At 39.9% G+C, this 15,698-nt stretch carries 18 protein-coding genes; 7 read left to right on the top strand and 11 right to left on the bottom strand.

All coding sequences use genetic code 11. From position 1 onward, the window contains the following. The first annotated feature begins 149 nt into the window (after window positions 1-149). Entirely contained in the window at window positions 150-635 is a 486-nt protein-coding gene (locus PP2015_RS20060; RefSeq protein WP_058032265.1) for a SixA phosphatase family protein, read from the top strand. An 89-nt stretch (window positions 636-724) separates the two neighbouring features. Next, window positions 725-1,192 carry an SRPBCC family protein gene (locus tag PP2015_RS20055; RefSeq protein WP_058032264.1) on the top strand — a complete coding sequence of 156 codons (468 nt, stop codon included), beginning with the start codon at window positions 725-727 and terminating at the stop codon, window positions 1,190-1,192. 1 nt (window position 1,193) lies between these two features. Here the strand turns inward: PP2015_RS20055 and pdxR are convergent, their stop codons facing one another. Continuing rightward, window positions 1,194-2,654 (bottom strand): MocR-like pyridoxine biosynthesis transcription factor PdxR, encoded by a 1,461-nt coding sequence (pdxR, locus tag PP2015_RS20050; protein WP_058032263.1) that lies wholly within the window; start codon window positions 2,652-2,654, stop codon window positions 1,194-1,196. An 87-nt stretch (window positions 2,655-2,741) separates the two neighbouring features. Next, window positions 2,742-3,617, bottom strand: coding sequence for a type 2 periplasmic-binding domain-containing protein (locus PP2015_RS20045; RefSeq protein ID WP_058032262.1), 876 nt, complete (start codon window positions 3,615-3,617; stop codon window positions 2,742-2,744). Between the two features lie 174 nt (window positions 3,618-3,791). On the opposite strand from PP2015_RS20045, the gene PP2015_RS20040 reads away from it, so the two are divergent. The 3 genes from PP2015_RS20040 to PP2015_RS20030 all read left to right on the top strand — a co-directional run bounded on the left by PP2015_RS20040 (window position 3,792) and on the right by PP2015_RS20030 (window position 6,760). Beyond that, entirely contained in the window at window positions 3,792-4,385 is a 594-nt protein-coding gene (locus PP2015_RS20040; protein WP_058032261.1) for a GNAT family N-acetyltransferase, read from the top strand. Between the two features lie 179 nt (window positions 4,386-4,564). After that, entirely contained in the window at window positions 4,565-6,106 is a 1,542-nt protein-coding gene (locus PP2015_RS20035; RefSeq protein WP_058032260.1) for a methyl-accepting chemotaxis protein, read from the top strand. 48 nt (window positions 6,107-6,154) lie between these two features. Further along, on the top strand, window positions 6,155-6,760 hold the full coding sequence (locus tag PP2015_RS20030) for a hypothetical protein (RefSeq protein WP_058032259.1): 606 nt from the start codon (window positions 6,155-6,157) through the stop codon (window positions 6,758-6,760). A gap of 29 nt (window positions 6,761-6,789) precedes the next feature. Here the strand turns inward: PP2015_RS20030 and PP2015_RS20025 are convergent, their stop codons facing one another. From PP2015_RS20025 to PP2015_RS19995, 7 genes are all read right to left on the bottom strand, one after another. Then, window positions 6,790-7,047, bottom strand: a complete 258-nt coding sequence (locus PP2015_RS20025; protein ID WP_058032258.1) for a DUF2999 family protein — start codon at window positions 7,045-7,047, stop codon at window positions 6,790-6,792. A 54-nt stretch (window positions 7,048-7,101) separates the two neighbouring features. After that, on the bottom strand, window positions 7,102-7,827 hold the full coding sequence (locus PP2015_RS20020; RefSeq protein WP_058032257.1) for a substrate-binding periplasmic protein: 726 nt from the start codon (window positions 7,825-7,827) through the stop codon (window positions 7,102-7,104). Between the two features lie 49 nt (window positions 7,828-7,876). Continuing rightward, entirely contained in the window at window positions 7,877-8,191 is a 315-nt protein-coding gene (locus PP2015_RS20015; protein ID WP_058032256.1) for a hypothetical protein, read from the bottom strand. A gap of 5 nt (window positions 8,192-8,196) precedes the next feature. Next, window positions 8,197-8,655: a nuclear transport factor 2 family protein gene (locus PP2015_RS20010; RefSeq protein WP_058032575.1), complete on the bottom strand. Its 459-nt coding sequence runs from the start codon at window positions 8,653-8,655 to the stop codon at window positions 8,197-8,199. A gap of 65 nt (window positions 8,656-8,720) precedes the next feature. Then, entirely contained in the window at window positions 8,721-9,461 is a 741-nt protein-coding gene (locus PP2015_RS20005) for a ferredoxin--NADP reductase (RefSeq protein ID WP_058032255.1), read from the bottom strand. Window positions 9,462-9,699: 238 nt separating this feature from the next. Beyond that, a complete protein-coding gene (gene deoD, locus PP2015_RS20000; RefSeq protein ID WP_058032254.1) occupies window positions 9,700-10,401 on the bottom strand; it encodes a purine-nucleoside phosphorylase in 702 nt (233 codons plus the stop codon). Window positions 10,402-10,414: 13 nt separating this feature from the next. Beyond that, window positions 10,415-11,629, bottom strand: a complete 1,215-nt coding sequence (locus PP2015_RS19995; RefSeq protein ID WP_058032253.1) for a phosphopentomutase — start codon at window positions 11,627-11,629, stop codon at window positions 10,415-10,417. A 295-nt stretch (window positions 11,630-11,924) separates the two neighbouring features. Between PP2015_RS19995 and udk the strand changes: the two genes are divergently transcribed. Both udk and PP2015_RS19985 read left to right on the top strand, forming a co-directional pair. Next, window positions 11,925-12,554, top strand: coding sequence for a uridine kinase (gene udk / locus PP2015_RS19990; protein ID WP_058032252.1), 630 nt, complete (start codon window positions 11,925-11,927; stop codon window positions 12,552-12,554). 15 nt (window positions 12,555-12,569) lie between these two features. Further along, the gene (locus PP2015_RS19985; protein ID WP_058032251.1) at window positions 12,570-13,796 is read left to right on the top strand and encodes a NupC/NupG family nucleoside CNT transporter; all 1,227 of its coding nucleotides are present in this window, start codon (window positions 12,570-12,572) and stop codon (window positions 13,794-13,796) included. Between the two features lie 189 nt (window positions 13,797-13,985). On the opposite strand, the gene PP2015_RS19980 is transcribed toward PP2015_RS19985, so the two are convergent. Together PP2015_RS19980 and PP2015_RS19975 are read right to left on the bottom strand one after the other, a co-directional pair. Next, window positions 13,986-14,405 carry a nucleotide triphosphate diphosphatase NUDT15 gene (locus PP2015_RS19980; protein ID WP_058032250.1) on the bottom strand — a complete coding sequence of 140 codons (420 nt, stop codon included), beginning with the start codon at window positions 14,403-14,405 and terminating at the stop codon, window positions 13,986-13,988. 73 nt (window positions 14,406-14,478) lie between these two features. After that, the gene (locus tag PP2015_RS19975; protein WP_128724448.1) at window positions 14,479-15,678 is read right to left on the bottom strand and encodes an RsmB/NOP family class I SAM-dependent RNA methyltransferase; all 1,200 of its coding nucleotides are present in this window, start codon (window positions 15,676-15,678) and stop codon (window positions 14,479-14,481) included. Window positions 15,679-15,698: the final 20 nt, after the last annotated feature.

The following is a 15,698-nucleotide window of genomic DNA, read 5'->3' as shown; positions in this document are numbered from 1 at the left end:
TCCGCGGACGATAAAAGTGTCCGCATCGGACACTTTTTACTTAAGCAATTTGTGTCATTAAAAAATGCTTAAGTCATTGAAATGAAGTAATAGACTGTTAATGTAAGAAAATAACAACGGTATCTAAACTGAGATTAAGGAGTATAAAAATGAAGTTCAGTTTATTAGCGGTTATCGCTTTGCTCTTTTCGAGTCAACTTCTGGCACAACCAGAGCAAATCTTTTTATTACGCCACAGTGAAAAAGCCAGTGGTAGTGATCCGTCATTAACAGATAAAGGAAAGCTCAGAGCCAATAACATTGCCAAGCAGCTTCTGTCAGCCAAACCAACACAGCTTTTCAGCACTGAGTACAACCGAACTCAACAAACCATCGCGCCACTGGCAAGGGCGACTTCACTCAAAGTCCAAAGCTATAACCCAAGAGAACTGGTACAATTTGCAGGTGAGTTAAAGTTATTAAATGGTGTAGCCGTTGTTGTGGGTCACAGCAATACAACACCTCAACTTGTGAAGCTGCTTTCAGGGCATCGAGTGAATATTGAGGAAGATGAATACGACAAATTATATGAACTGCGCCTGCATGGTGACGAATACCAACTTATCCGTCACAAAACTTCATTTAAAGCAAAGTGATATTCTCGCTTCAAAGATAACCATCTTATAACGTGAAAAATCGACAATCTAAATCTATGCTTTATAAAAACAATAAAGCATAGAATTTTATGAACGTTCAACAGTCCATTATTATTCCAGCAAAAAAAGAGCAAGTATGGCGTGTCATTAGCGATATACGTCATGCCCACCAGCATATTTCTGCCATAAAAAGCTTAGTGATTATTGAGCAACCTAAAGAGGGACTTAAAGGCCTAAAATGGCAAGAAACTAGAACCATGTTTGGTAAAGATGCCACTGAGACAATGTGGATCACTGAGTCACAAACCAACTCATTTTATAAGACCAAAGCACAAAGTCATGGTTGCGATTACTATTCTGAGATGAAGATTATTGAAGGCCAAGAACAATGTGAACTTATTATGGGTTTTACAGGGGTTCCGCAAAGCTTGTTTGCAAAAATAATGGGAAAGCTCATGTCACGATTCATGACAGAACAACTTAAAAAAACCATGCAAGCAGACTTAAAAGACATTAAAAGTGCGGTGTTAGCGATCCATAATCTAAACACTGAGTAATTTATAATTGCTCTGAAAAAATTTTATATATACCGACTTCTGCTTGCTCAACTGTTTGTGAAGCAAACCCTAAGCGAATATGACTTACCTCGCCATCATTTGGTTTTAAAGAACGAACTGAATTAGGGTGATAAAACTCTTCTTCCGATTGAAAATAAATGCCCTTTTCTCTGGCGCTTAATTTTAACGCAACCACATCTTGATGGCAGTTTAACCAGAATGCCATACCGCCATCAGGCTTGGTAAATGAGAGGTTTAAGCCCTGTGCTTTTAAAGCATTAAGGGTACTATTCATTGCTTGCCAACGCGCTTTATATGATTTAGTCATGCGCTTTAAGTGACGTTCAAACTCTCCTGTTTCCATCCAGTGCGCGACCGCCAGTTGAGTAAAGGCATCATTCTTATGATTAATGAGCTTTTTTAACCCTTTTAAGTGCGCTAAAACAGGCTTGGTTGCATGCAAATAGCCGAGTCTCGCGCCCGCACACATTATTTTTGAAAAGGTCGATATATAAATCACAATACCCGCGGGATCATCTGCCGCCATAGGCTGAAGAGGCCGACACTGATAGTGAAATTCATGGTCATAATCGTCTTCAATGATCAGCACACCGTATTGATAACACAACTGATAAATTTCTAGGCGCCTAGCTATGGGCAAAGTCACTGTAGTCGGGTATTGGTGTAATGGCGTTAAATACAGTAGCTTGATTTTTCTCAGTTTTAGCTGAGTTTCTAAGTCATCGACACATATCCCCTGCTCATCTTGTGCAATATCGACTAATGCTGCACCACAGCTTTCGAATGCCTGTCTTGCAGGCGGGTAGCCTAGGGTTTCAATGGCGACAAAGTCACCTTGATTAATAAATGCTTTTGCAACCAAGTATAAAGCTTCTTGTGAGCCATTACAGATAAGCAAATCATCTGCACTAAGCGCTCTTGCTTGACCTAGGTATCGCAAAATTTGATGTTTTAATGTGGGTAATCCTGCACTGTCTGAATAATGCATGTCATGGGCGTTAAATTGCCTCGCAGCCATACTCAAAGATTGTTTAAATCTTTGTTTAGGAAATGCAGATAAATCAGGTAGGCCGCCAGCGAAAATATAAGAGAAAATCGAGAGATCAATTTCACCGATTTCTTTTACCGGTGTCGCAAAGTCATATTCTAACGGCTGAAGCATTACTTGCTTGCTATATCTTTCACTCGACTCGATTGGTAAATGTTTACTTACAACATAACCGCTACGCTGGATCGCAGTTAACCACCCCTCCGCAACCAAATTTTGCAATGCCGTCATTACAGTATGACGATTCACATTATAAAAATGTGAGAGTATTCTTACAGAAGGTAAATTTGTATTTGGCAAAAGTGAGCCTGTTTGAATTGCACTTCGGTATGTGTCTACGATTTGCAAATATTTCGCTTTGCCAGTTCTGAAAGAAATTTCTAGAGGCTGCATGGCTTTATCATTTTAGAAATTTGAGTTGTTATACAATCAAATATATTAGACTCGTCTTCACCGTAGCACTACTAAAAATTTAATAAACTATAACTGGGCTTGGGTGTTAATAACCTGCCAACTACTCACCTTGTCATTAACGTATCCTGACTGGCGATACGCTTTTTCAATTTCTCCCTTTTCTTTTAACATCGAAAGGCCTTTTTCAAGTGCTTTGATCAGAGGTTGGCTTTGTGCTGTGAAACGCGCAACAGGAAAGTGACGACTGTCAGGCATAATGACTTTCAAGTTTTTAATTGGTAGGTATGTTTGGCCGTTATGTTTGAAGCTCAAATCATCAGAGTTATGAAAAGGCCCTAACATCACATCAGCTCGCTTTTTATAGAGCATATCTAACATAGTCGTGTATTTGCCAGTGTGATACATACCATTAAAGTTTAATTGTTTAAGTATTTTCCAATCATGTTGCCAATTTTGATTTGAAACTGCGATTAACTTAACTAATTCAGCGGGTTGCTTAACTGACAGCACATCAACATTGTCGCTATGCGTATATAACCCAGCTTCTGCACGACCCGCTTCTAACACGGCGCTGCTAATATGTAATTTATGTTCAAACTGTTTGATCTCATTTGACCAAAGCGGGGTCGCACTTAAATGTATTACCCCCTGTTTCATTAATTTAATTCTGCGAGGTGGGTGATCTACTTGAATATAATTAATTGGTAATTTAAACCCACCAAGGCGAATCGCTTTAACAAGTAGTGCATGCTCAACTACATCACGAGAAGCCTTTAAACTGCTGTAGTCGTTTATATCTAAAATGTGTCTGTTGCCTAAAAACTCAAAATACAGCTGTTTAATATCATCTTGTATGGCAATAGTGATTGATGAGTTGTCTACTTCGGCTGAGCTAGCACTATGCCAAAGTAGACAAAAACACAATAATAGTAGGCGGGTCATATCAATCCTTAATCTTTTCGACGCACTGTCATTAAATCGTAATTTACTTGTTAACTCAATAATAAAAAACTATTAACACTGGTCTAGTATATTTCTGCATTCTGGTTGTATTTGTTAGACCTAATAACAGCTAATTTGTCTTAGAAATCATTGCGCCTGTAAGGAATTACTAAGATGTTAAAACCTATTTCATTAGAGACCGAAAAAGTTAAGCTCACGCCATTAACTGAAAATCATCTAGAGGCCCTCTTTAAAGCGGGCAGCCACCCTGATATCTGGCGATGGGTGTTTAACAATTACTGTGAGAACAAAGAAAAGTTAGCTCTGTGGTTTAAAAACACTGCACAATTTAACCAGAATGAACAAATTGTAATGGCAATCATAGACAAAACCTACGGTACTGTCGTTGGCACAACACGGTTATTTCGACTTGATCCACATAATCAAAGTGCTGAAATAGGTCATACATTTATTGCTAAGTCAGTACAAAAAACCTATGTAAATACCCATGCAAAATATCTATTACTCAACCATGCCTTTGAAGATTTAAACTTGGTGAGAGTTACCTTTTGTACTCATGAAGAAAATAGGGTCTCAAGAAATGCAATTACACGTCTTGGTGCCAGGTTTGAGGGGTTAGCATACAAACAACGTAAATTACCTGATGGTAATTTTAGAAATACGGCTATTTTCAGTATCACTGACGATCAATGGCAAAATATAAAAGCTAAGTTAACGGAACGAATGCAAACAACTGAAACTGCATAAAACTAAAACAATTTAATTGATTTAGCACAATAATAAAGGAGTCAGTTCTAATTTATGGGCTCCTTCTGATCTTCATCAAATCAGCTCTAAATTAAGTCAGTCACCTAGGTTATTTTGTTTATAAATCAACCTTATTTGACTATATTGCCCGTCTTGCATCAACAGGATGGAATGCCAGTATGAGTACACGGCACACTCAAGAAATAACACTAAAAAAAGAAACCGTTCTACTTTCAACCACAGATCCCAGTAGCAGGATCACTTATGCTAATCAAGCATTCTGTGATGTGTCTGGCTTCAGTACTGATGAGATGTATGGGCAACCACACAACTTAGTACGTCACAATGACATGCCTAAAGCAGCCTTTGCCAATATGTGGGAAACAATTCAAGGTGGTCAATCTTGGATGGGGCCAGTTAAAAACAGAAGTAAAGATGGGCGGTTTTATTGGGTGAATGCGTTTGTTACCCCCATAAAAAATGAACAAAGCAAAATAATTGAATACCAATCCGTCAGAACTTATTTAGACGACAAAGTTAAAAGTCGTGCTGAACGCGCATACCAAAAAATACAAGCCGGACAAGTTGCTAACCGTTATTACGATAGCACTAAATGGATTAGCTATAGTTTGGTGACATCATGCGCTATTGCTTTTATGTCATTAGCCTTCACCTTTTCACCTGCCATTTTGACGCTCGCTATTTTGCTGATGTTAACTTCGTATATGCAATTGAGGTGGCGTAAGCGTTATCTATATACACTCAAAGAGGCCAAAGCAGCATATGACAACCCCCTTATGTCATTCTTGTATTCTGGGCATAACGATGCCGTTGGTTCATTATCTTTAGCAATAAAAATGCAACAAGCCAAAGTCAGAGCGGTTGTTGGACGGGTCAATGATGAATCTTTGAGGGTTAATATTAACGCACAAAAAAATACTCAAAGTGGGCAACAAGTCTCAGAGCTATTAAAAAAACAAAATAATGAAGTTCAGCAAATGGTGCAATGCATGCAAGACTTCACGGTCACTATCGAAGAGTTGAATACGAATGTAGAACGAGCCTCATGTGCTGCAATGGCGTCAGAGCAACATACACAAGATGGTAAATCCTCGGTCGACAAAGTGATTGATGCCATACATCATTTAGATGAGCATTTAGCTGAAGTTAACCAAGCCGTATCTAGACTGGTTGCTGGAAATGAGAAAATCCATGGCATTTTAAATGTTATCAATTCAATTGCTGAACAAACTAACTTACTGGCATTAAATGCAGCGATTGAAGCGGCAAGAGCTGGCGAGCATGGCAGAGGTTTTTCTGTTGTCGCTGATGAAGTAAGGGCATTAGCACAAAAAACCCAAGCTTCAACAGAAGAGATAACACAGCTAGTCCAAGAGCTAAACGATGTATCACAAAGTGCTGTCAGCTCGATGGACCAAGGAAACCTTTTGTCTAACACCAGTGTAGAGCTTGCAAGCAAGAACGGTGAAAGCCTATCAACCATTCAATCCCATGTTACCGAACTGGCAGATCTCAACCGTTCTGTTGCAGCCGCAATAGAACAGCAGTCCGTAGTCATTAAACAAATCAACCTCAATGTTGAAAGCGTAAGTGAACTGGCCGACTTAGGTGGGCAACATGGTCAGCATTCTCATAACTTAAGCCAAGAGTTATTAAGTCAAATCGAGCAGCAAACCAAACTCATCCAGCAATTTTGCTAACATCAACTAACATCAAGTTGCGTGGCTTAAGTCACGCAGCGCCACCAAGTGAGTGATTTTTGTACTGCATTATTTACAAATCATAGAACGCGAGATCTTAATGTTGACCAAATTCATCATTTAAAGCCACCTCAGAGCGATCGCTTCACTGTTTTCAGCGTAATGACATGTACCAACTCACGCGAGGCCAATGCCATGTTGTATTATCTAATTACCAGTCAAAACTATAAAACCTTCAGAAACATTGAAGATAAAGTAAAAGGAATTGCCTACGTAGAGGATATTACCCACCTATGTACCCACGAACCACATCCTTGGCATAGCTGGCTAACAAACAAAGTTGCTTACCTTATTAAGGCTGAATTATTATTTGCCTTATGGGTTGTTGTATCTGTATTTATTGCTGCTTCAGTGACAGAGCTGTCTACCGGCTTATTTGTGATTGGTGGGGTTGTTGTCGTGCTCTTTAGTATCTGGGTTTGCGGATTAATTGGCATCGAGCAAGTATCTCATTACATATCATGCCAAGATATGCTTAAAGATATAGAAGATTCACTTGCGATGTACATTGAAGCACAAGAGGAAAATAAGGAACGAATTGAATATATATTAAATTCAGAAACGGAACTAAACATGTATAAGGTGAAAGTTTAATTTAAGCGGGAAAGTCCCGCTTCAACGCTTTATTGAGAGCTAGACAGCTTTTCTTTTGCCGCTTCTACTTTAGCAAAATCTAAGCCCAACTCTTCTACTGCCTCTTTGATCAAACCAGGATTTTGCATAACTAAACCCATCAACTGCTGTAGCTTGTCTTGAGGGATACCTAATTGCTGAACAATTCCCATTGCCATTAATGGGTTTTCTGTCAGTGCTTCAAATAATTGGTTGATTTGCTCATCTGCAATATTGTGCTCTTTAAGGATGGCAATAATTGGGTTCATAATTTTCACTCTGAATTATTTTATTTTGTATAAGTATGGGCAAAACCGCTGCTTTCAACTCTCACCGTGGAGTTTATTATATTTATCAAGCGATGACTGTACACGCTGTACTAGAGACTTATCAGTCTTCAAACTGAATGCCATGCATGCTCGCCGATTATCTATTTCTTTAACCTCAATTACTTTCCTGAGGATTGAATAATCATAACCAAGCTCTTTCATCCTTTCAGAAGCGGTATATTCTGTTTGCAATATAAAATCAACTCGGCCAGCCACTAGTTTTCGGGGGCTTGACCCAGGATCTGAGGTGAGGTCAAGGTTAATTCCTGGTTTAAAGCCCGCATTCGTTAAGTAACTATCACTAACACTTCCTCTAACTATAGAAATCACGTATTTTTTTGCATCTTCAAGGGAGTTGAGTTTAATGTCATCACGAGTTTTTAAAGCAAATAAATATTCTTTAACCGGTCCCATTAATGGGCAAACCCATTGAAACAAGTTCTCTCGCTCTGGTGTGCGATAGATTGAGTAAATCATGGTATTCGCCTGCGTCTTAGCCAAATGCATAGAACGCAGCCATGGGTAGCTTGATATTTTATATTTTATGCCAGCATCTGATAAAACGGCCCTAACTTTGTCTGTAGAGCGACCAACTAGCTGGCCTTCTACATTTGTGTAATTATAAGGCAGCCACTCTTCAGTTACGACTTGAAGTGATTCAGACTCTGATGTGTATACTTTCGAACTCAAAAGTAAGGATAGGAAAATAAAAAATTTCATTTATTCCTCAAGTCGGGAATGTTCGCGACCAGCTTTGTTGAAAAAATATTTACCTTTCAAAAAATGCATCAACAGCGAATGCGATTAATTCGTCAACTTGGGACTCAAACTCTTCAAGTGGTTTTTCAATTTTCTGAAAATAACCCTCGATTTGACTTTGAGAAAGCTTTCGGTTCATCAACGAATACTCTTTTTCATCAAGTAATTTGTCGTACCTTGGTACAAAAGAAAAAATAGCATAATTAGGAGGCGGAATTTTTTTTACCGCAAACTGACAAAACTCTTCAATATAATCGATACCATCAGGACCCAAACAACCGGGCTCAACGCGGTAAAGAAGCTGGATCCTCATGTCTTTGCTCATATCTTTTACCTAAAAAAGACTACCTTTTTGATTTTTCCTTTTTCAATTTGGTAGCTAGTTACAAATTCAGAACGCTTATCAATCACACCTTCTTGTTGAGAGCAAATCTCGGAACTTTCGTGATCTATCACAATATTGCCATGCACAATTCGTTTGAGTGATTTTGCGTTTAAGCATTTCATCTTTTTAAACATAAGACCATATCGTTTAATAAGGTCTTCTTTACCCGTAAACATCAGTTTTTGCGGATACATATAGAACTCTACATCATCAGCATATAAAGCCAAGAATGATTTAATGTTTTGTTGATTATAGGCAACAATTAACTCATCTATTACTTTTTCAGCTGCTTTTTCTTGTTCAGTTTTTACACTATTTAACTCGGTTGTTTTCTCTTCAAATGCAGGGTTAGCTTGAATAGCAAACGCCAAAACAAACAACACGACAAAACTAAAAACTCTCATAAGTACCCAATAAACAGACAAAGTAACCTCGTGAACCATAACAAATCTCAAGCATTTTTCATAGCTCACCAATATTGTTCGACGGATATATGACCAGGTTCAGCTCGACGATGCCTTTTATAACCAACCGATTGTAAAAGTTGTGTCAAATCTTTCACCATTTGTGGATTTCCACAAATCATAAAATGAGAATCTTCAGGCAGTTTCTCTAAGTTGCAATAGTTTACGAACTCACTGCTTTTTATAAGGTCGGTCACTCTACCTTCTAAACCTCTTTCAGGGCTTTCACGTGTGACTAAAGGCAAATATGTAAATTGTTTAAACAACTTTTGGTGTGCATGTATAAAGTCTTGGTAAGTTAAATCTGTATTAAACCTGACACTATGTATAAGTACGACTTGTTGATATTTATCCCACACCTTACCGTCAGCCAAAATAGACAAAAAAGGGCCAATACCTGTACCTGACGCTATCATCCAAAGAATCTCTCGCTTAGGTGACTCCTCAATGGTTAGAAAGCCGTTTGCTTTTGACTCAACATCAATGCTGTCTCCGACTGAAAGTTCAACAAGGCCTGATGTTAACTTACCGCTTTCAACCTCTGTTAGGTAGAACTCAAGAACAGGATCTTTAGGGGCATTGACATACGAGTAAGCACGGGCAATTCTTTTTTCACCAATTGTCATCGCTAACTTGGTAAACTGTCCTGCTTGAAAAGGGGCTACATCTGCAGCAACCTTGATGGTAAAAAGTGTTGGCGTCCACCAGTTTACTTCCGTGATTTTTCCACTAACCCATTGAGACATATAATAGCTCTGTTTATTTCACACACTATAACTGTGGCAGATAGCACCGATATGTCAAAAATCTCAGCAGTTCACAAATTTTAGGCAAAAAAAAGCCACACTATTCAGTGCGGCCTTTTGGGGTGTGATTCGCTTTCATTTTGGGCGTGTCTCCAAAAATCAGCGATTACGTTACCAAGGAACTTTTTTGCTCAAAACCCAACGAGCAAATAACAACTTAAAACTCTGTATGAAATCGTTAGATTGACTCTAAAGCAATCTTAACCATTTCGTTAAATGTACTTTGTCTTTCTTCAGCCGGTGTTGCTTCACCTGTGATCACATGATCACTTACCGTGAATAACGCCATTGCTTTTGCACCATACTCTGCTGCAACGCCATACATGCCTGCAGTTTCCATATCGACTGCTAATACACCTAACTTGTCTAATTCTTCATAGAAAGAACCATCTGCTTGGTAGAAGGTGTCAGTCGTGAATACATTACCTACTTTCGCTTCAATACCTAGCTTACGTGCTGCGTTAACGCCGTTCTCTAATAGTCCGAAATCAGCAATAGCCGCAAAGTCATAACCGCGTACTCGAGCACGGTTTACATTTGAATCTGTACTTGCACCTTGTGCAAAAATAACGTCTCTGATTTTAATGTCTTGACTAATACCACCACATGTACCGATGCGGATAAGGTTCTTAACACCGTAGCTAACAACGAGCTCACGGGCATAAATAGACATTGACGGAATGCCCATACCAGAACCCATAATGCTTACAGGCTTACCATTGTATGTGCCTGTAAAACCGAACATGTTACGAACACCTGTAACTTGGCGAGCGTCTTCAAGGAAGTTTTCTGCAATATATTTAGCGCGTAAAGGGTCACCGGGCATTAATACCGTTTCAGCAAAATCACCATTGTTCGCATTGATATGAGGAGTACTCATTCTCTTTTCCTTCTTACGCCTTGATCAGGTCGTCAGCAAAGCTGTCGCCGTAGTCAAGTGTTGATAAATTAAACCACTGGGCAAGGGTTTGACCTATGTCAGCAAAACTTTGTCGTTCGCCGAGCGCGATATTGTCAATCCCCGGTGTATAAGCCAGTACCGGCACATATTCACGCGTGTGATCTGTACCAGGTGCTGTTGGATCGCAGCCGTGATCTGCCGTGATAATTAATAAATCTTCTTTTTGCATTTTATTAAGTATAGTTGGTAGGTAATCATCGAATTGCTTAAGCGCTTCGGCATACCCTACGGCATTACGTCTATGACCAAATTTTTCGTCAAAATCCACAAGGTTTGTGAAAATCAAACTGTGATCAGGCGCGCTATCGATGATTTCTGAGGTTTTCTCAAGTAAATTCATCAAACCTGGCGCTTTATGTTTCTGAGTAATGCCTTGATGGGCATAAATATCAGAAATTTTACCAATGCTGATCACTTCACCACCATCTTGCGCCAACTTATCTAATAATGTTGGTGCAGGAGGTAGCACAGAATAATCTCTACGATTACCTGTTCGCATAAAGTCGGCACTCGAAGTGCCTATAAATGGCCGCGCAATCACTCGCCCTATATTCATATCATCAAGCAGTGCCCGTGCGATTTCACATACTTGATAAAGCTTGTCAAGGCCGAATGATTGCTCATGTGCGGCTATTTGGAACACACTATCAACTGAGGTATAACAAATTGGCATGCCCGTTTTTACATGCTCTTCACCCAGTTGTTCTAAAATAACGGTACCTGAACCGTAACAGTTGCCTAAAATTCCTGGAATTTCGGCGCGTTTGCACAATTCAGTAACAAATTCTTCAGGGAAGCAAGGTTGTGTATTAGGAAAATAGCCCCAATCAAACAACACAGGTACGCCCGCCATTTCCCAATGACCAGATGGCGTGTCTTTACCGCTTGAAAGCTCTTTTGCATAACCCCAAGCCGCCTTTGGCGCTGAGCGTTCTGCCACTTCACACGCTTCTTTACCCGCAGCTTCACAAGCATCAACTAAACCAAGTTTAGTTAAGTTAGGTAAAGGAAGTGCTTCTCCTTTATCTTCTTTATATGCAGCTAAAAGGTGCGCAAGGGTATTTGCTCCTAAGTCTCCAAATTGTTCTGCATCTGGAGCGGCACCTACGCCTAAGCTGTCTGCCATCAGGATAATTGCTCTTGCCATAATTTACCTCTTAACTTATGCCAATCTGGAGAATAAATAATTGCCTCCGAATCAGTGTTGAATACTTTAATAGTTGGTTAACAACAGCGTACAGGACATAAGTCCGCTTTTAAAACTAGACGCCAATTGTCACGAAAATGTCATAAAAGTCCTGTTTTTAGCAAGCGGACATAAGTCCTGTCGCAGAAATATCAAAATCGCTAAATTTGCTCCCTAAGCGAAGCAAAAGAGATTATTCGTGTCTTTTTTGCTATTGTGATCTTCCGAGTGAATCAACAGTTGGGTGTGAACTTTAGTGACACGAACAATTATAGCTATTGCTGGTGCATCTGCATCTGGCAAATCTCTCTTTACGCAAACTATTTATAACGAGCTTGTAAATGAGCTAGAAGATGGTTCTATTGCCATCATCGAAGAAGATGCCTATTACAAAGATCAATCGCATTTACCGTTTGAGCATAGAACACAAACAAACTATGACCATCCGGATGCATTTGAACATGAGCTTCTTAAATCGCATTTAGAGCAATTAAGATCTGGTCAGTCTGTAGAGGTACCAAGTTACGATTATGCGCAACATACTCGTAGTAAGGAAACTCGTCAGGTTAACCCTGCAAAAATATTAATTGTTGAAGGCATTTTATTACTCAGCGACCCTGAGTTATGTAAAGAGTTTGATATAAAAGTATTTATTGATACGCCTCTTGATATTTGTTTACTGCGTCGTACGCAGCGTGACATCGAGCAGCGAGGCCGAACACTACAGTCTGTTGTGGAGCAGTATCAAGCAACGGTAAGACCCATGTTCTATCAATTTATAGAACCATCTAAACATTCAGCTGATTTAGTGGTTACACGCGGTGGCATGAATCGCGTGGCGATTGATATAATCAAAAGCAAGATAAAATATTTGCTACAAGAATAAAAACGGGAATTTACCATGACAACAATAATGAGCCTAGTGGGCATGATGGCCCTGCTGGGTATTGCATTTGCAGCATCAACGAATCGCAAAGCTATTAATTTGCGTACTGTTGGGGTGGCGTTTGCACTACAGCTTTTTATAGGTGGTTTTGTACTATTTGTAGAAGCTGGCAGAAACATACTTGACCAATTATCAAGCAAAGTATCAGCGGTAATTGGGTATGCAGGAGACGGTATCGAGTTTTTATTCGGCTCTCTTGCAAAAAGTGACAGTAATATTGGTTTTATCTTTGCGATCCAAGTATTACCGGTCATCGTATTTTTCTCTGCGCTAGTCGCAGTGCTTTATCACCTAGGCATAATGACATGGGTCATTAAAATTTTAGGTGGTGGTTTACAAAAATTGCTTAAAACGTCTCGTCCGGAGTCGCTTTCTGCAACAGCTAATATCTTTGTGGGACAGACGGAAGCACCGTTAATTGTAAAACCGTTTATTCCAAGCATGACGAAGTCAGAGTTATTTGCTGTGATGGTAGGTGGCCTCGCAACCGTAGCAGGTTCAGTGATGGCAGGTTACGTGGCAATTGGTGTTGAACTTAAATATTTAATTGCTGCCAGCTTTATGGCTGCGCCAGGTGGTTTCTTAATGGCAAAAATGATCGTGCCAGAGACAGAGACACCAAAGCAAGACTTATCAGATGTTATGTCTGACGAAGAAAAACCAGTAAATGTGATCGATGCAGCTGCATCTGGTGCGTCAAGTGGTATGCATTTAGCACTGAACGTAGGTGCCATGTTGCTTGCTTTCGTAGCATTAATTGCATTATTAAATGGTTTGTTAGGCGGTATTGGTGCTTGGTTTGACCACCCTACCCTAACATTACAAGAGATTTTAGGTTACGTATTCGCACCAGTTGCATGGTTACTTGGTGTTCCTTGGAGCGAAGCTGTAACAGCCGGTAGTTTTATCGGACAAAAGCTAGTAGTTAACGAATTCGTTGCTTATCTAGACTTTATGAATTATCGAGAAGGGTTAAGTGCACATACACAAGCAATTGTCACATTTGCGTTATGTGGATTTGCTAACCTTTCATCGATTGCAATCTTACTAGGCGGACTTGGCGGTATGGCGCCGAGTCGAAGAAAGGATATCGCACGCTTAGGGCTCAGGGCGGTTTTAGCAGGGTCAATGGCTAACCTAATGAGCGCCGCAATTGCAGGGTTTTTCCTCTCGCTAGCTTAGAAACTTAACGAGATTTCCCTAAAATTTGCAAAACAATTGGTTGGTTGCTTTAAGGGGTTAAAGTAACCACACTAACTTGAACGATACTTCACCAAAGGGCCTTTATGGCCCTTTTATCGTTTCTGGAGCAAGCTACTCTTTAAATGAAAAGTTTCAATGAAAAATATGCACCCTACTCCTATCCCTTACTTATTTCTTCTCTATTAACGTCTGTAACATACCCTGCTTTAAAAAGTTCTCTAATGACAAGAATAATGGCTTCGGTAATTCATCTAACCCAAACCACTGCCAACCTAGGCACTTATTTGGCTCCATAATTTCAGGCTCGCCTTCTACACCATTTGCCACCACGTACAAAGTCACATAATGTTTATTTAATGGGTTAAATACATCGTTAGAAAAGCCCAACTGACTTACTCCAGAAACCTTCAAACCTGTCTCTTCTAGCGTCTCTCTGATTGCACAAGCCGCTATTTCTTCGCCCATTTCTAAATGACCACCTGGTGTGGCCCAAGTATTTGCGCCGTGTGACCCAATACGTTCACCGAGTAGAATTTTACCATCACGAATAATGACAACTGCGACACCCACTCGAACATGTTCTGACATAATATTTGCCTTAATTGTTATTTTATTAAAACACAAAAAAGCCGCTTAATAGCGGCTCAGGTTAGATAAGCTTTTACGCTTCTTTCTTTGTTAATACGGCGGCATAAAAACCATCGTATGATGAGTTAATTCCCGGTTGTAGGTTTAACTCTTCTAGTAATTCAAAGTTTGGATTGTTTTCAAGGAATGCCTGCACTTGCTGTTGGTTTTCACTCGGAAAAATAGAGCAAGTCGCATACACAAGCTTTCCGCCGACTTTACACATCTGGCTGTAACGCTGCAGAATTTCAGCTTGCAAGCTGATCAGAGTATCAATATTTTCAGGTTGTAAATGCCATTTTGCGTCTGGATTACGGCGTAGAACTCCCGTCCCAGAGCAAGGCACATCTAACAATACACGATCAAACTTTTCTTTTAAGCGCTTAATAGTCTTACTATTTTTGATTAAACGCGTTTCAAGCATATGAACACCCGCACGCTTTGCACGTTTTTTTAGTGCATCTAGCTTATGCTGATGAATGTCCATCGATAAGATGTAGCCTTTATTTTGCATTAGATCAGCAAGGTGTAAACTCTTACCACCCGCACCTGCACACGCATCAACAACGCGCTGACCTGGTTTTACATCGAGTAATGGTGCTATCTGCTGGGAGCCCGCATCTTGCATTTCAAACCAGCCTTTGCTGAACGCATCTGATTTAAATAAATAGCCGTATTCTTCAACTTCTAAACAATTGTCTTTCTCAAGTACTTTGGTGATTGATTGACTCTTTTTCAAAGACGCTTGTAACGTTTCAGCGTCGGTCTTCAAAGTATTTACACGTAAGTAAGGTTTCGCAGGTACGTTCAGTGCCTGTGCGATATTAACCCAATCATCACCAAGCTCATGCTCAGCGCGCTGCCAAAGCCAATCAGGATAGCTTTGTTGCTCAGCTGGAGAGGCCTCATCAAGGTTTGCTTTTAATGTCTCAACATCTAAACCTGCAAACTCAGACCAATTTGGTAACTCAACGCCATTTAACAGTTGATAGGCCTCAAAATGTAGCCAAGGCCAATTCTCATCTGAGGTATCGACATCAAGTGCCGTATTAAGCTGGCGGTGATAACGGATCAGCTCATAGCAATGCTGCACATAATAAGCTTTGGTTGCTTGATTCCAAAAAGCTTGGTTGGCAAGGCCAGCTTCTATTGCTTTATCAGCGTATTGCTCTGTTTCAAAAACTTGTTTAATACAGCTAATAATTGCTTCAACACATTGGCTATCGTTTAACACTCGCCTAACTCCTAAATTCA

It is taken from the genome of Pseudoalteromonas phenolica, from assembly GCF_001444405.1.
In the GTDB taxonomy this organism is placed as follows: Bacteria; Pseudomonadota; Gammaproteobacteria; order Enterobacterales; family Alteromonadaceae; genus Pseudoalteromonas; species Pseudoalteromonas phenolica.
The sequence above is the reverse complement of the archived record's forward strand: the minus strand, read 5'-3'. Positions and strand labels throughout refer to the sequence as shown.

Coding starts and splice junctions, on each gene's coding strand:
- PP2015_RS20060 (WP_058032265.1), top strand. CDS start 150: ATGAAGTTCAGTTTATTAGCGGTTATCGCTTTGCTCTTTTCGAGTCAA.
- PP2015_RS20055 (WP_058032264.1), top strand. CDS start 725: ATGAACGTTCAACAGTCCATTATTATTCCAGCAAAAAAAGAGCAAGTA.
- pdxR (WP_058032263.1), bottom strand. CDS start 2,654: ATGCAGCCTCTAGAAATTTCTTTCAGAACTGGCAAAGCGAAATATTTG.
- PP2015_RS20045 (WP_058032262.1), bottom strand. CDS start 3,617: ATGACCCGCCTACTATTATTGTGTTTTTGTCTACTTTGGCATAGTGCT.
- PP2015_RS20040 (WP_058032261.1), top strand. CDS start 3,792: ATGTTAAAACCTATTTCATTAGAGACCGAAAAAGTTAAGCTCACGCCA.
- PP2015_RS20035 (WP_058032260.1), top strand. CDS start 4,565: ATGAGTACACGGCACACTCAAGAAATAACACTAAAAAAAGAAACCGTT.
- PP2015_RS20025 (WP_058032258.1), bottom strand. CDS start 7,047: ATGAACCCAATTATTGCCATCCTTAAAGAGCACAATATTGCAGATGAG.
- PP2015_RS20020 (WP_058032257.1), bottom strand. CDS start 7,827: ATGAAATTTTTTATTTTCCTATCCTTACTTTTGAGTTCGAAAGTATAC.
- PP2015_RS20015 (WP_058032256.1), bottom strand. CDS start 8,191: ATGAGCAAAGACATGAGGATCCAGCTTCTTTACCGCGTTGAGCCCGGT.
- PP2015_RS20010 (WP_058032575.1), bottom strand. CDS start 8,655: ATGAGAGTTTTTAGTTTTGTCGTGTTGTTTGTTTTGGCGTTTGCTATT.
- PP2015_RS20005 (WP_058032255.1), bottom strand. CDS start 9,461: ATGTCTCAATGGGTTAGTGGAAAAATCACGGAAGTAAACTGGTGGACG.
- deoD (WP_058032254.1), bottom strand. CDS start 10,401: ATGAGTACTCCTCATATCAATGCGAACAATGGTGATTTTGCTGAAACG.
- PP2015_RS19995 (WP_058032253.1), bottom strand. CDS start 11,629: ATGGCAAGAGCAATTATCCTGATGGCAGACAGCTTAGGCGTAGGTGCC.
- PP2015_RS19985 (WP_058032251.1), top strand. CDS start 12,570: ATGACAACAATAATGAGCCTAGTGGGCATGATGGCCCTGCTGGGTATT.
- PP2015_RS19980 (WP_058032250.1), bottom strand. CDS start 14,405: ATGTCAGAACATGTTCGAGTGGGTGTCGCAGTTGTCATTATTCGTGAT.